Origin of the sequence: Dinghuibacter sp., assembly GCF_035492835.1 — a bacterium.
GTDB lineage: Bacteria > Bacteroidota > Bacteroidia > Chitinophagales > Chitinophagaceae > Dinghuibacter.
This window is the reverse complement of record NZ_DATJIY010000274.1, coordinates 1-13,137: the sequence shown is the minus strand read 5'-3', so window position 1 is coordinate 13,137 and position 13,137 is coordinate 1. Positions and strand designations below refer to the sequence as shown.

Below are 13,137 nucleotides of genomic sequence, written 5' to 3'. Positions count from 1 at the left end.
AAAACGAGGGAAAAAGGGGCAGCACGGCCCTCTTTGGACATACCAGGCCCGCTGAGTAAAACGGCGGAGGCCCGGTTTAGCCGAAAACCCGTAAAAAGGCCGTAAATTGTCCCGATGAAGAAGACGGATTTCGTGTATTCGACCGAGGGCGAACCCCACCGCATAAGGACCAAGAAGATACTCAAAACCAACCCGGAAATCCGGAAGCTCATTGGGAAGAACCCCCTCACCTTTTGGGTCATCCTGGGTATCGTGGCCTTTCAGATTGGCGTTTCTGCGCTGCTGGCGCACCAACCCTGGTGGCTGGTCCTCGTGACGGCCTATGTCATCGGCGCCTTCGCCGACCACGCCCTCTTCGTCATGATCCACGAGTGCGCCCACGCACTCATCTTCAAGGGCAGGGTACCCAACCGCATGGCCGGTATGCTGGCCAACATCCCGCTGGTCTTCCCCAGCTCGGTGGGGTTTGAACGGTACCACCTCAAGCACCATGCTTTCCAGGGCGTCCACGAGCTGGATGCCGACCTGCCGAACCAATGGGAGGCCAAATTGATCAACAACTATTTTATCGGCAAGGCCCTCTGGCTGCTGTTCTATCCCGTGGTACAGCTGCTGCGCATCGGACGGCTTAAGGAAATAAAACCGGTGGACGGCTGGAACGTGCTCAACCTGGCCATACAGATCGTGGCGATGGCCGCCATCTGGTGGTTCATCGGACCCAAGGCGCTGATCTATGTCGTGGCGAGCTTCTTCTTTTCCATCGGCCTGCACCCGCTGGGCGCCCGCTGGATACAGGAGCACTACCTCGTCGAAGACGAAATCCAGGAGACCTACAGCTATTACGGCGTCCTCAACACCGTAGCTTTTAACGTGGGCTACCACAACGAACACCACGACTTTCCGTCGGTGCCCTGGAACCGGCTGCCCAGGATCAAGTCCGGGGCGCCCGCCTATTACGACACGCTCCACGCCCACAAGTCGTGGACGGTGTTGTTTTTCCGTTTTTTGTTCAGTAAGGAAATCTCCCTCTTTTCCCGGATCGTCCGCAAAGAGCGCGCTAAAGTGCCCCTGACGGACATGTCCACTCCCGACAAGGAATACGCCTAAAAAAGGAAGCCACGGAACCGGAACCTACACCGGTAGTATCGTAACACTATACCGTGCGATACTATACCGGCAGGGCAAAAGCAGCGCCAACGCCTCCATAGCCTGTTTTAGGCTGGACGAGAACGTCCCCGTGATACGCGCCGTCCGGCCCACGTCTCCCTGGACGTCGATCGTCACCCCATACCAATCCTCGAGCTGGTGAACCACGCTGTCGAAAGGCGCGTTGTTGAATACGAGCGACCCCGCCACCCAGGCGCGCAAGGGTAGCGTATCGAAGGTTTCTTTTTCCATAAGGTCGATCGACCGGTTGATCATGACCATATTCCCGCCCATCAGGGTATCTGTCTCCGGATCGTGGGAAGTATAGGCCTTGGTCGCCAGCAAACGTCCCGACAGGATCGAGGCGCTTTCCCCCTCGTCCTTGGCAAAGGCGCTGACCCGGAAGGCGGCCACGCCCGTCATCGACAGGTTCCGGGTATGGACGGTGAATAAGTGCGGCGCGTCAAAAAAAGCGTCCCCATCCAATAACACCGCGCTACGGCTATAATAGACCCGCGTCCCGGGGTTTAAGATCACCTTGGTGCTATCGGGCAGCACAAAGGACCGCCGCTCGAGAGAGCTGCTTCCGATCAGCAGGCTGTCGCCGCGATACGTCGTAACGGCGGACGTATCCGAAATCGAAACGGGACCCGAAACCGGGCGGCAGCCCGCAGCCAGTAGAAAAAGAAAAACACACCCACGCATCCCGCGAATATAGCTACATTGCTAAATATGAGAGTAATATATTGCTTGCTCGCCTGCGCGATGGCGCAACACGCGGTAGCGCAAACCGCGACCGCGCAACCCACCCCCTGGAACCACAAGTCTTGCGCCGTCGTCCTCACCTACGACGACGCCATCGACATAGACCTCGACAACGTCGTACCCGCCCTGGACTCCCAGGGCCTCAAGGGTACCTTCTACCTCATCACCTCTTCCCCCGTCGTGTCCAACCGCCTGAACGAATGGCGGTCCGCCGCCAAAGAAGGGCACGAGCTCGGTAACCACACCCTCTTCCACCCCTGCGCCGGTGGCCCGGGCCGCGACTTTGTCCAAAAGGATTTCGACCTCCGAACCTACACCGTCAACAGGGCCATAGCCGAAATCAAGGCAGCAAACGGCACGCTGCAAGCCATCGACGGCAAGACCCGCCGCACCTTTGCCTACCCCTGCGGCGACCTGGCGATAAGGGATTCGTTTTTCTATGCTAACCTCCGGCACGACTTCGCCGCCGCCCGTGGCGTACAACCCTCGATGCCCACGGTCGATAAGGTCGACCTCGACAACGTCCCCTGTTATGCGATGATGAACCAAAGCGCGGAGGCGATGATCGACCTGGTAAAACAGGCCATAAAAAGTCACGGCCTGCTGGTATTCCTGTTCCACGGCGTGGGCGGCGGCCACGCCATCAACGAAGGTCTGGCCGAGCACAGCGCCCTGCTGCACTTCCTGAAGGCAAACGAAAAAGACATTTGGGTAGCCCCCATGGTCGAGGTAGCCGACTACATCCGGACAACAGGCACCGGGGCGTCCGCGCGGTAATATTGACCGCGCCATGTTCAGCCCCGCCAGAACAAGCTACAGCTGTTCTTCCATTTTTTCAGCCATTGCTTCCTAACATTTAAACGTGTATGTTGTACCTCCCGGAGCGTCGCCCCCGTGTGCTCCCTAAACGCGTCGACCTTGGACACGCCCACCCGCTGTGATGGGTAGATACCCGAGTGGCCGCTGAAATAGTACGCCGTAAAACACGCGATCGCATAGTACAACAGGTTCCCCGCGCCAAAGAGCTCCACCCCCATGATCGTACAGGCGATCGGGGTATTGGTGGCCCCCGCGAACACAGCGATAAAACCCAGCCCCGCCATCAGGTCGACCGGCGCCCCGGAGAGCACGGCGAGCGTATTGCCCAGCGCGGCGCCCACGAAGAACAGCGGCGTCACCTCCCCGCCCTTGAACCCGGTCCCCAGCGTAACCGCGGTAAAGACCAGCTTCCAAAGCCAGCTGAATGAGGACGCCCCCCCGGCATGGAAACACGAGGGAATCGTCACCGAATCCTTGTGTATGCCCAGCACCCCGAGACTCAGGTAGTCCTGGGTACCCAATATAAAAGTCATCAGAATGACCAGCCCCCCTCCAAGGATCGGCAGCAGCCACGCCGGCCGGACCCAACGGTTGCCATACCGTTTGACCGCGTGCGTCGTTTCCGAGAACAGCCATCCCGCAAGCCCGAACAGCGCGCCGGCGCCAATGACCTCCAGCAGCCGGAGCCAGTCGATATGAAAAGGAGAAGATATGGCGTACGCCGTATGGTGGATCCCCCACGCCTTACACGTCAGGTCCGCCCCCACGCTGGCGATCAGGCAGGGTAGGAGGGCGTCGTACCGCATCCGCCCCAGCGCCAGCACCTCGAGGGCGAAGATCGCCCCGGCTACGGGTGTCCCAAAAACGGCCCCAAACCCGGCAGCTATACCCGTTGTCAGCAAAATACGCACATCGGGGGCCGTCAATCCGAACCGCCGCGCCCACCACTGGGCCACGCTCCCCCCGATCTGTACCGCGGTCCCTTCCCGCCCGGCCGAGCCGCCAAAGAGGTGGGTCAGCACGGTAGTCCCCAGGACGAGCGGCGCCATCCGGGCGGGAACGCCGCCCCCCGGCTCGTGGATTTCGTCCATGATCAGGTTATTCCCCGCTTCCGCGTTCTTACCGAGGTATTTATACAGAAAATAGATCAGGACCCCTGCCGCGGGTAGCAAAAAGAGCAACCAGGTGTGGCCGAAACGGAACACGATGGCCTTATCCAACAGCCAAAGAAAAAGAGCCACCAGTGATCCCGCGGTCAGGGACACCGGGAGGATGAGTAAGGTCCAGCGAAGCAAATGGAGCAGTGTTCTATGCATTCCTACAAAATTAATAAAATGATTATTAATGGTTTGTAGGCGTCATCAGCCCCCGTTGGCGGGGCGGTTACCCAGGCGGACACCATCGCCTGTATTCGAACGCAATATACGTACAATTACGCAATCTTGTGCAAAGCGGCCCAAATGGTTATACATTATACATTGTGTTTATTATTTTAGGGCAACCGCTATGTTGGAACACCGCTTCGAAGAGCACCTTTTTACCGCCCTGGACGGATTCCCGTGCAGCCTGTGGCGACTGAAAAAAGAAGTCCTTTCCCCGGAGGGACCGGTTTTGCTGGTGCATGGCGCCGGCGTGAGCGCGAACATTTTCAATCCCCCTTCCCGGTTGAACGTCGTGGACGCCCTGGCCGCCGCCGGTTTTGACGTATGGTTGGAAAACTGGAGGGGCAGCATCGCCTGCGCGCCCAACCAGTGGGACCTCGACCAGGCAGCCATAAACGATCACCCCATCGCGGTACGGGAAGTCTGTCGTATAGCCGGCACGACTGAGCTCCAGGCGGTCATCCACTGCCAGGGCTCCACCAGCTTTATGATCTCCGCGCTCAAGGGCCTGACGCCCCAGGTCCGCACGATCGTCTCCAACGCCGTTTCGCTCCACCCCGTCGTGCCCTGGTTCTCCGAGGTGAAGCTCCAGGCCGCGCTGCCCCTGATCAAAACCCTTTCGGCCTACCTTAACCCCCACTGGGGCGACGATCCCGACGACCGGTTTGCGCGCTGGCTGAAGGTCTGGGTGGACCTGACCCATTGGGAGCGGGATACGGAGGTCGGGAAGTTCGTCAGCTTTACTTACGGAACCGGGCACCCCGCCCTATGGGAGCTCGACAACCTGTCGCCGGCCGTGATGGACTGGATACGGGAGGAATTCGGAAAGGTACCGGTTTCGTTCTTCGAGCACATCCGCAGGTGCGTCGCCGCCGGCCAGCTGGTCAGCGCCGACGGGAGCATCCGCTACGCCGACCAGGCGCCCAAGACGACCGCCCGGTTCGTTTTTCTCACGGGCAAAAAGAACAAGTGTTTTCTTCACGAGAGCCAGGAGAAGTCCTTTGACTATTTCAACCTCCGGAAACCCGGTTATCACCGGTTGTACGAGTATGACCGGTACAGTCACCTGGACATTTTCCTGGGGGAGGACGCCAGCAGGGATATATTTCCCGATATCATCCGAGAATTGCTTCAATAATTACCTATGAGTATTCCCAATCGAATAAAGGCTTACACCGGCCGCTACGCGCTGGTCGATGGCGTGCCATTCACCATGCCGGTGCAGACCGTCAACGCCCAGGCGTTCATGGCCGGTTTTTTCTGCGACTACAAAAAGGCCGCGGCCCTCATCCCCGGCATACAGCTCCACCCGCTCCGGCTCTGGAACGGCAAGGCGGTATTTGTCGTCACCGTCGTCAACTACATCAATACCACCATCGGCAAGTATATAGAATACAGCCTGGCGCTGGCCGTGACCCGGGGCGCGCGTCCCGCCCCGCCGATGCTGCCCGCGGTCTTTATGAGCACCTACCACACCGGCCAGTTCATCCTCGACCTGCCCGTGAGCACCGAAATATCGGTGAAGGGCGGCAAGGGTATATGGGGTATGCCCAAGCACCGCGCCAGTCTCGACTTCACCGTCGGCGACCGGATGGTTTCCGCGCAGTACGAGGACGGTGGACAGTTCGCCTTCCGGATTGAGATCGAGCGACCCACGAACGCCAGGATCCCGCTGGGCGTCATGGCCACGAACTACAGCCATTTCCGCAATATGCTCATGGCCTCCTATATCTATTTCAACGCCAAGGCGGGCATCCGTTTGGGCAAAAAGGCGCAAGGCAGCCTCTATATCGGGGACCACGCCCGAACGTCCTTTTTGCGGAGCTTAGGGATAGAAGGTAAACCCTTTTTCACCCTTTTCATGCCCGACACCACCGGTACCCTGGACGACCATTTCCAGTGCTGGTTCATGACCTACGACACCCCGCCGACGAAAGTGACCCCCGAGGGCATGGAAAGCGTCATTGACCTGGGTCTCAGCGAGACCTGGCTGCCGGCGCCTTCGATCACCGACTACGCGCGATTCAAAATATGAACTTTATGAAAACCATCCTTCTTAACCTCAACGCCGGTTATGTCTTCTTCACCTCCTCCATCTACATGGGGGTGATGTGGGCGCTGCACTTCTTCTGGTACCCCAGCTGGCAGTACCTCAACCTCGGGAACGTCCAGGACGCCTTCGTCGGCCCCACCGGCGAGGCGACGAAATTCTTTACGATCCTGGTCCCCATCATGATGGTCTCCTGTATCATCATGATCATCACCGAATGGAAACAACCGGCGCGCTGGACCACGTGGCTCATCTCCGCCGGCATCGTCGGGGCCACCATCGTCGGCAAGCTGATCATCATACCCATCAACGAGACCATCGCCGCGGGGGTGGCCGACCAGGCGACCCTCAACGCCCTGCTGGAGCGCTGGATGATGCTCAACAACATCCGCATGGCCATCACCACGGTCATGTGGCTGGGCTGTCTGTTCTATTTTATGTATAAAAAAACGGAGGCCTGATGTCCGTCATCCTTCGTTTCATCGCCGCCGTAACGGTGTTGTCGGGCATTGTCCAGGTCGTCGCGCCCGGCTGGATACTGTCGCTCGTCGAGGGAAACGCCGCCGCGTCGTACGCGTTCGGGATCGTCGGTTTCTTCATGGCGCTCTTCGGCGGGCTGTTGTGGCAAAGCGTCGGCTCCGGTATACGCGCCGGCATCTTCTGGTCCGGTCTCCAGAAGGCAGGCGCCTCCGCCGCCGTTTTCATCGGCGTCTACCGCGGCGTCTTCCACGGCCCGGTGGCTTATGCCGTTGCCTCCTTCGACGGCGTTTCCGCCATCCTCATCTTCGTTTACTATGCCTTTCCTCGATCCACATAGCTCGCGCTCCCTCGTCCTTGCCGGCGGCGGCATCCGCGTGGCCTACCACGCCGGCGTCCTCCAGGCCCTGGAAGAGGCGGGCCTGACCTTCGCCCACGTCGACGGCACGTCCGGCGGCGTCTTTGGCACAGCCATGCTCGCCAGCGGCGTAACCCCCACCGAAGCCGCCCGCTACTGGCGGCGTCTGGACCTCGGCGGCTTTATGCGCCTGCTGCCCCTGCGCCGTTATTTTGGCGGTCTTCCCGCGATCGGCAGCGCCGCCGGCGTGCGCGAAAAAATATTCCCCGGCCTGGGCATCGACATCGACCGCCTCCGCACGAATGCCACGGCCGCCTTCACCTTCAACGTCTGCAACTTCGCCCACAAGACCCTGGAGTCGATCCCCCATACCGACGTCACCCTCGATCACCTGATCGCCGGTGTTTCGCTTCCCCTCTTTATGCCCGCCGTGCCCATCGCCGGCGCCAGCTATCTCGACGGCGTCTGGATCAGGGACGCCAACCTGACCACCGCCTATGAGCGCGGCGCGACCGAAGTCTACCTCGTCTGGTGCATCGGCAATACGCCCACGTACCGCCCCGGTCTATTCCACCAATACGTCCACATGATCGAAATCGCCGCCAACGGCGCCCTCTTCGAAGAAATGGCCACCCTTTCCGCCCGCGCCACCCGCGAAGGCCGCTCCTGGCGGGTCCACGTGATCAAACCCGCGTACGCCCTCCCCCTGGACCCGGACTTCGTCCTCCACCGCATCGACGCCGACACGCTGATCAACATCGGCTACGCCGACGCCAAACGATACCTCGCCGACCCGCGCCCCGTCGCCACCCCGCTCAGCAACACGGCAGCCGCCTTCGCCTCCGCCACGATCATGGCAGAGCCCGGCCCCGCCTACCACTACCGCATGTGCTACCGCGGCCGGCTTGGCGGCGCCGATCGTTGTATCCGGCTCGGCGTCTTTCTACGTCCCGCCGGCCCCCAGCTCTTCGCCTCCGTCGACTGGACCCCTACGGTCACCGTCTCCGGTTTTAACGCTTCGCAAAACGGCTTCCGAATACGCGTGGGCCCCGACGAATACGCCGTCGACTTCCGCGGCGCCCACTTCACGCTGCGCGCCGCCTCCGGCGGCGCGGTCCTCGACTCCGCCACCCTCCGCCGCCCCTTGCTCCCCCGTCTCCGCAACCGCTGGTACGCCAGCGTCTTCGGCGTCGACGGTGGCCCATTCGCCCGTCTCCGCGCCAAATCCCGGCTCCGTGCCCACCCTCACCTCCAAAAGCACTCGATATGAAACAACTATCGCTCCCCCTCTCCGAGATACAACCCTGGTACGACGTCCTCGTCATCGGCAGCGGCTACGGCGGCAGCATCGCCGCCTCCCGTCTTTCCCGCGCCGGTCTGACAGTCGGTCTCCTCGAAAAGGGCAAGGAATTCCAACCCGGTCAATATCCCGACGACATTGCCCAGGCTTGCGAAGAAATGCAGGTCCACGCCCCGGACAAACCCGCGGTCTCCAACGGTCTTTATGAATTTCACATCGGCCCGGACATCAGCGTCTTCAAGGGCTGCGGTCTGGGGGGGACCTCCCTGGTCAACGCCAACGTCTCCATAGAGCCGGAGGAACGCGTCTTCCAGGACGCCCGGTGGCCAAAGGCTATCAGGGAAGAGGGCCTAAGCCAGGGCTACGCGCTCGCCCGCGCGATGCTCGAGCCCAATCCCTATCCCGAAGGGGCCGAAGGCTATCCCGAGCTGGCCAAGGCAAGGGCCATGAAAACCTCCGCCGGCTCCATGGGCTTCCCTTTCAAATACCCCGACATCAACGTCACCTTTTCCGACCGCGTCAACCAGTCCGGCGTTCCGCAGGCGGCCTGCAAGAACTGCGGCGACTGTGTCACCGGCTGTAACCACGGCGCCAAGAACACCCTGCTCATGAACTACCTCCCCGACGCCTTCAACCATGGCGCGCAGATATTTTGCGGGGTGGAAGTATCGCATATCGCCCGCTCCGGCGACGGCTGGACGGTCTACTACGACATCCACGGCGTCGGCCGCCCCGCCTTCCACGCGCCGCCCCTCTTTACCCGCGCCCGTGCCGTCGTCGTCTCCGCGGGCACGCTGGGCAGCACCGGGATACTGCTCCGTTCCCGCGCCGCGGGTCTTACCCTCAGCGATGAGCTGGGCAAGCGGTTTACCGGGAACGGCGACGTCCTCGGTTTTTCCTACAATTGTAAGGACCCCGTCCATGGCATAGGCCTCGGCAAACACGTCGAACAGGACGGCTTCGCCCCCGTGGGCCCCTGTATCACCAGCCTCATCGACATGCGCCACCAGGCCGTACTGACCGATGGCATGACCTTTGAGGAGGGCAGCATCCCTGCGCCCATCGCCGCTGTCGTCAATACCGCGATGCTGGGCATGGCCGGTCTTGGCGCCCCCCACAAGGCCGAAGAAGTCGTGAGCCTCGTCGAAGGGCCCTACCGCGGCGCGACCGATCGTATGCAAACCTACCTCGTCATGACCCACGACGACGGCAACGGGCACCTGACGCTCGAGGACAACCAGCTAAAGATATCCTGGCCTGGCGTCGGCGAGCAACCTATCTTCAAAAAGGTCGACAAGGCCCTGCGCGACGCCACCACCCCGCTACAGGGCGAATTCATCCGCGACGTTGTCTGGAATAAATTCTTTCACTACGACCTCGTCACCGTGCATCCGTTGGGTGGTTGCTGTATGGGGGAAAGCGCCGCGACCGGCGTCACCACCGACACCGGCGCGGTCTATAACGGCGCCGCCGGCGCCACGACCTGGCCGGGTTTGTACGTCCTCGACGGCTCCATCGTGCCCATGCCACTGGGTACCAACCCGCTCTTTACGATCTCCGCGCTCGCCGAGAGGGCCGCGCCGCGCATCGCCGCGACGTACGGCAAGAAGATCGACTACGCGGACCGCACGCCCGATACGCCGCCAGGCGTCGGGTATCCCGTGGCGGTCCAATTCACCGAAACGATGAAGGGCTACATTTCCCCCGCCGACACGGGCGATTTCCAGGCTGCCTACGCCAAAGGCCAAGCCGATGCCTCGCTCTGTATGTTCACCCTCACCATCCGCACCGGCGACATCTCACAGCTGGCAGCCGACCCCGCGCACCCCGGAACCATGGCCGGCACCCTTACCGCCCCCGCCTTGTCCGACCAGCCCATGACCATCAGCCACGGCGTATTCAACCTCTTCGAAGCCGATCCCGACCCCGCCCACCTCAAGATGAAATACCATATGCGGCTGCATACCCATGACGGCCGCACCTATTTCTTCTACGGCTACAAGGAAATCGATGACGACCACGGTCTGAAACTATGGAGCGACACCACGGTGCTGTATTCGACCATATACGACGGCGCCGATGACCAGGCGCCCATACTCGCCCGCGGCATCCTCAAGATCGCGCCGGGCGATTTTGCCCTGCAGATGACTACGATGGAAGCCGTCCACGCCCCGAACATCACGGCCAAGGCCCGCGCGCTGGAAACCTTCTCCAAATTCTTCACCCGGGAACTCGTCAACACGTTCTTTAAAAAATGGCTCTAAGACAACGGACACAGTCCGACTATACCCACCTCGGCCGCACCATTATAGGTAACCACTTCCGGACCGAAACCAAAAAGTCCAAGGGCGCCCCCGTCCTCAACAAGCTCACCGACTTCATCTCCCGCCGCATCTGGAGCTGGCTGTATTATTACCTCGACAGCCGATTCGGAAGGCCGCACCCCTATCCCGACTATACCAACGCCCCCGATAACGGCGTCTACCAGCTTAGCCCGGACCCCGCGGTCCTCGCCCTTTGCGCCGACTGGGCCACCAACACCGCCGAATCCTGCGCCGTCGCCAGCCGTATGCGCGAGCACCGCCCCGATTATACCCTCCACCTCGGCGACACCTATTTCGTCGGCGAGCCCAAGGAAATCGCCGCCAACTTCCTCGATCCCGGCTCCCCCTGGATCCGCGGCCCCCGCGGCAGCTTCGCCGTCCTTGGTAACCACGAGATGTACGCCAAGGGCAGCGCCTTTTTCGACAAGCTCCTTCCGACCCTCGGCATCGCGGACGGTCCCGCCGCCGGCGCACCGGTCCACGCCGCCGGCGCCCCCGTGTTTCGCGGGCAGCATGCGGCCTCCCCCGCGTTCCGCGGCCAACACGCAGGATTCTTTTGCCTGGAAAACGCCCACTGGCGCATCCTCGGCCTCGACACCGGCTACCACTCCATCGGCCGCCCCATCCTCGAGCTCCTCCCGTGGTTCCAACCCGACTGCCGTTTCGACGACAAGCTCGTGCGCTGGCTACGAGACACCGTCAAACCCGGTCAGGACGACCGGGGCCTCGTCCTCCTCACCCACCACCAATACATCACCGCCTTCAACGAACCCGAATACACCATCCCCGCCGCCCAGCTGGCCACCCTCATCGGCGAAGACCGCGAAGTGCTCTGGTTGTGGGGCCACGAACACCGCTTCTCCCTTTATAGCAAATTCTCCATGCCCGGCGGTCTCACCGCCTACGGTCGCTGCATCGGTCACGGCGGCATGCCCGTGGAAATAAAAACGAATAGGCCCAGAGCCGGCAAAAAGGGCTCCCCCCACCTCGTCATGGTAGACGCCCGTAGCCGCGAAAAAGACAACCGCAACGACGACCCCCTCGGTTACAACGGCTACGCCATCCTCACCCTCGACGGCCCCACGCTCCACATCGACTACTGCGACACCCAAACCCACCTCTTCCGCGAGACCTGGGTCCGCGACGGCGCAAAAGCCCTCAAAGGCGAGATCGAAGTCGACCCGCACTGCCCGTTGCAACCCGTAAAAGGAAAAGAATGGAAAGACGCCGTGCGTTGAAAAACCGCTAGCGCGTCACCGCCCCGAGTATCTTCGCATACTGCTCGTCATCCGCCTCCCACAACTCGATCTTGTTGTCCTCGGGGTCGAGGATGTGCACGAACTTCCCATAGGGATACACCTCGATGTTGTCGAGCACGGTCACGCCATCCGCGCGCAGCCGCGCCACGAGCTCCTCGATGTGTACCACGCGGTAGTTGAACATGAAGTCTTTTGTCGAGGGCGAAAAGTACGTGGTATCCGGCGGAAAAGGACTCCAGGCCGTAAACCCCTTTTGGCGGTTGTCCCACTGCCGCCAGCCAAAACTGGTCCCATAGGCATCCACGCGGAAGCCCAGGTGGCGGCCATACCACTCCTTGAGCTTTTCCGGTTCACGGCACTTAAAAAAGATGCCTCCCACCGAGGTCGCGCGGGGGCCGGCGTCCGCCAGGGTGTTCCGCTCTATGATCTCAAAAGGGACCTTGGTATCGGCAAAGACCTGCCATACCGATACCTTGTCGACCGACATCGTCGCCTTCCAGGCAGCGGGTATGCGGAAACGGTCCCCCAAACCGGTTGTCCCCCTGAAGGCCCCCGTGGCCCAGCCGGTGGCGAACACCGCTGCCGGCGTCTCCACGGCGTCCACCAGCTCGAGGGCATAGTCCGGGAAGAGTTGAAAATAGCCGCTCCAGGCATTTTTACAGGCGTCCGCCCCGTTCACGCGGTTGCCGATGGGGTCCACCAGCGTATGATCCGGCGTCATAAGGCTGTGCAGGCGCTCCGCGTCCCGGGCATTGATGGCCGTGACAAAGTCGAAAAAGGCTATCGAAGACATACCTCTAATATACTTTATAGGAATGGGTTAACGTTATAAGAAAAACCGGAAAATGCTGGGAGTCGTACTGGCCCTCGCGATGCTGGGCGCGCACCCGAAAGACCATGACCTGACCGAAGGCCATATCACCGTCCAGGGCCGCGACCGCAGTTGGAACGACGGCCGCCTAAAGACCCCCGCCAACCGGCAAGGCATCGACGACATAGCTTTCATCGACGCCGGCACCTGGCCCGGCGGCTGGGTCTACCTCCCGAAGGGCATTATCGGTATCACCCCCCGCAACCTGGACGCCAACGAGGCTATCTGGGGTTTTTTCCGCCAGCTCGCTCGAGGTTAGGCAGGAATCCTGTCAACAGCCCGATCAGCGGTAAAAAAGCGCACACCTTATACACGAACTGAATAGACGTCCGATCCGCCAACCATCCGAGCACCGCGGACCCAAGCCCGCCCATGCCGAATGCCAG

Annotated in this window: 13 protein-coding genes and 1 riboswitch; of the genes, 10 read left to right on the top strand and 3 right to left on the bottom strand. The window is 61.2% G+C overall.

Annotation, left to right across the window (positions count from 1 at the left end):
- Positions 1 to 114 precede the first annotated feature (114 nt).
- On the top strand, positions 115 to 1,107 hold the full coding sequence (locus tag VL547_RS23900; RefSeq protein WP_325582791.1) for a fatty acid desaturase: 993 nt from the start codon (positions 115 to 117) through the stop codon (positions 1,105 to 1,107).
- A 24-nt stretch (positions 1,108 to 1,131) separates the two neighbouring features.
- On the opposite strand, the gene VL547_RS23895 is transcribed toward VL547_RS23900, so the two are convergent.
- On the bottom strand, positions 1,132 to 1,851 hold the full coding sequence (locus VL547_RS23895) for a FecR family protein (RefSeq protein ID WP_325582789.1): 720 nt from the start codon (positions 1,849 to 1,851) through the stop codon (positions 1,132 to 1,134).
- Between the two features lie 27 nt (positions 1,852 to 1,878).
- On the opposite strand from VL547_RS23895, the gene VL547_RS23890 reads away from it, so the two are divergent.
- Positions 1,879 to 2,688 (top strand): polysaccharide deacetylase family protein, encoded by an 810-nt coding sequence (locus VL547_RS23890; RefSeq protein ID WP_325582787.1) that lies wholly within the window; start codon positions 1,879 to 1,881, stop codon positions 2,686 to 2,688.
- A gap of 17 nt (positions 2,689 to 2,705) precedes the next feature.
- On the opposite strand, the gene VL547_RS23885 is transcribed toward VL547_RS23890, so the two are convergent.
- Positions 2,706 to 4,046, bottom strand: coding sequence for a voltage-gated chloride channel family protein (locus tag VL547_RS23885; RefSeq protein ID WP_325582785.1), 1,341 nt, complete (start codon positions 4,044 to 4,046; stop codon positions 2,706 to 2,708).
- A gap of 29 nt (positions 4,047 to 4,075) precedes the next feature.
- A riboswitch (Fluoride riboswitch) is annotated at positions 4,076 to 4,145 on the bottom strand.
- Positions 4,146 to 4,236: 91 nt separating this feature from the next.
- Here VL547_RS23885 and VL547_RS23880 point away from each other — a divergent pair.
- The 7 genes from VL547_RS23880 to VL547_RS23850 are packed head-to-tail and all read left to right on the top strand — an operon-like array spanning position 4,237 to position 11,859.
- Positions 4,237 to 5,250, top strand: coding sequence for a hypothetical protein (locus tag VL547_RS23880; protein WP_325582783.1), 1,014 nt, complete (start codon positions 4,237 to 4,239; stop codon positions 5,248 to 5,250).
- 6 nt (positions 5,251 to 5,256) lie between these two features.
- Positions 5,257 to 6,147, top strand: coding sequence for an acetoacetate decarboxylase family protein (locus tag VL547_RS23875; RefSeq protein WP_325582781.1), 891 nt, complete (start codon positions 5,257 to 5,259; stop codon positions 6,145 to 6,147).
- A 5-nt stretch (positions 6,148 to 6,152) separates the two neighbouring features.
- Positions 6,153 to 6,623: an anthrone oxygenase family protein gene (locus VL547_RS23870; RefSeq protein WP_325582779.1), complete on the top strand. Its 471-nt coding sequence runs from the start codon at positions 6,153 to 6,155 to the stop codon at positions 6,621 to 6,623.
- The gene (locus VL547_RS23865; protein ID WP_325582777.1) at positions 6,623 to 6,979 is read left to right on the top strand and encodes a hypothetical protein; all 357 of its coding nucleotides are present in this window, start codon (positions 6,623 to 6,625) and stop codon (positions 6,977 to 6,979) included. The genes VL547_RS23870 and VL547_RS23865 overlap by 1 nt, the downstream gene beginning before the upstream one ends.
- The gene (locus VL547_RS23860) at positions 6,957 to 8,267 is read left to right on the top strand and encodes a patatin-like phospholipase family protein (protein ID WP_325582775.1); all 1,311 of its coding nucleotides are present in this window, start codon (positions 6,957 to 6,959) and stop codon (positions 8,265 to 8,267) included. The genes VL547_RS23865 and VL547_RS23860 overlap by 23 nt, the downstream gene beginning before the upstream one ends.
- The gene (locus VL547_RS23855; protein WP_325582773.1) at positions 8,264 to 10,561 is read left to right on the top strand and encodes a GMC family oxidoreductase; all 2,298 of its coding nucleotides are present in this window, start codon (positions 8,264 to 8,266) and stop codon (positions 10,559 to 10,561) included. The genes VL547_RS23860 and VL547_RS23855 overlap by 4 nt, the downstream gene beginning before the upstream one ends.
- Positions 10,552 to 11,859: a metallophosphoesterase family protein gene (locus VL547_RS23850; RefSeq protein ID WP_325582771.1), complete on the top strand. Its 1,308-nt coding sequence runs from the start codon at positions 10,552 to 10,554 to the stop codon at positions 11,857 to 11,859. Before VL547_RS23855 ends, VL547_RS23850 begins: the two co-directional genes overlap by 10 nt.
- Positions 11,860 to 11,866: 7 nt before the next feature.
- On the opposite strand, the gene VL547_RS23845 is transcribed toward VL547_RS23850, so the two are convergent.
- Positions 11,867 to 12,673, bottom strand: a complete 807-nt coding sequence (locus VL547_RS23845; RefSeq protein WP_325582769.1) for a nuclear transport factor 2 family protein — start codon at positions 12,671 to 12,673, stop codon at positions 11,867 to 11,869.
- Between the two features lie 52 nt (positions 12,674 to 12,725).
- Between VL547_RS23845 and VL547_RS23840 the strand changes: the two genes are divergently transcribed.
- On the top strand, positions 12,726 to 13,010 hold the full coding sequence (locus tag VL547_RS23840; RefSeq protein WP_325582767.1) for a hypothetical protein: 285 nt from the start codon (positions 12,726 to 12,728) through the stop codon (positions 13,008 to 13,010).
- Positions 13,011 to 13,137 lie beyond the last annotated feature (127 nt).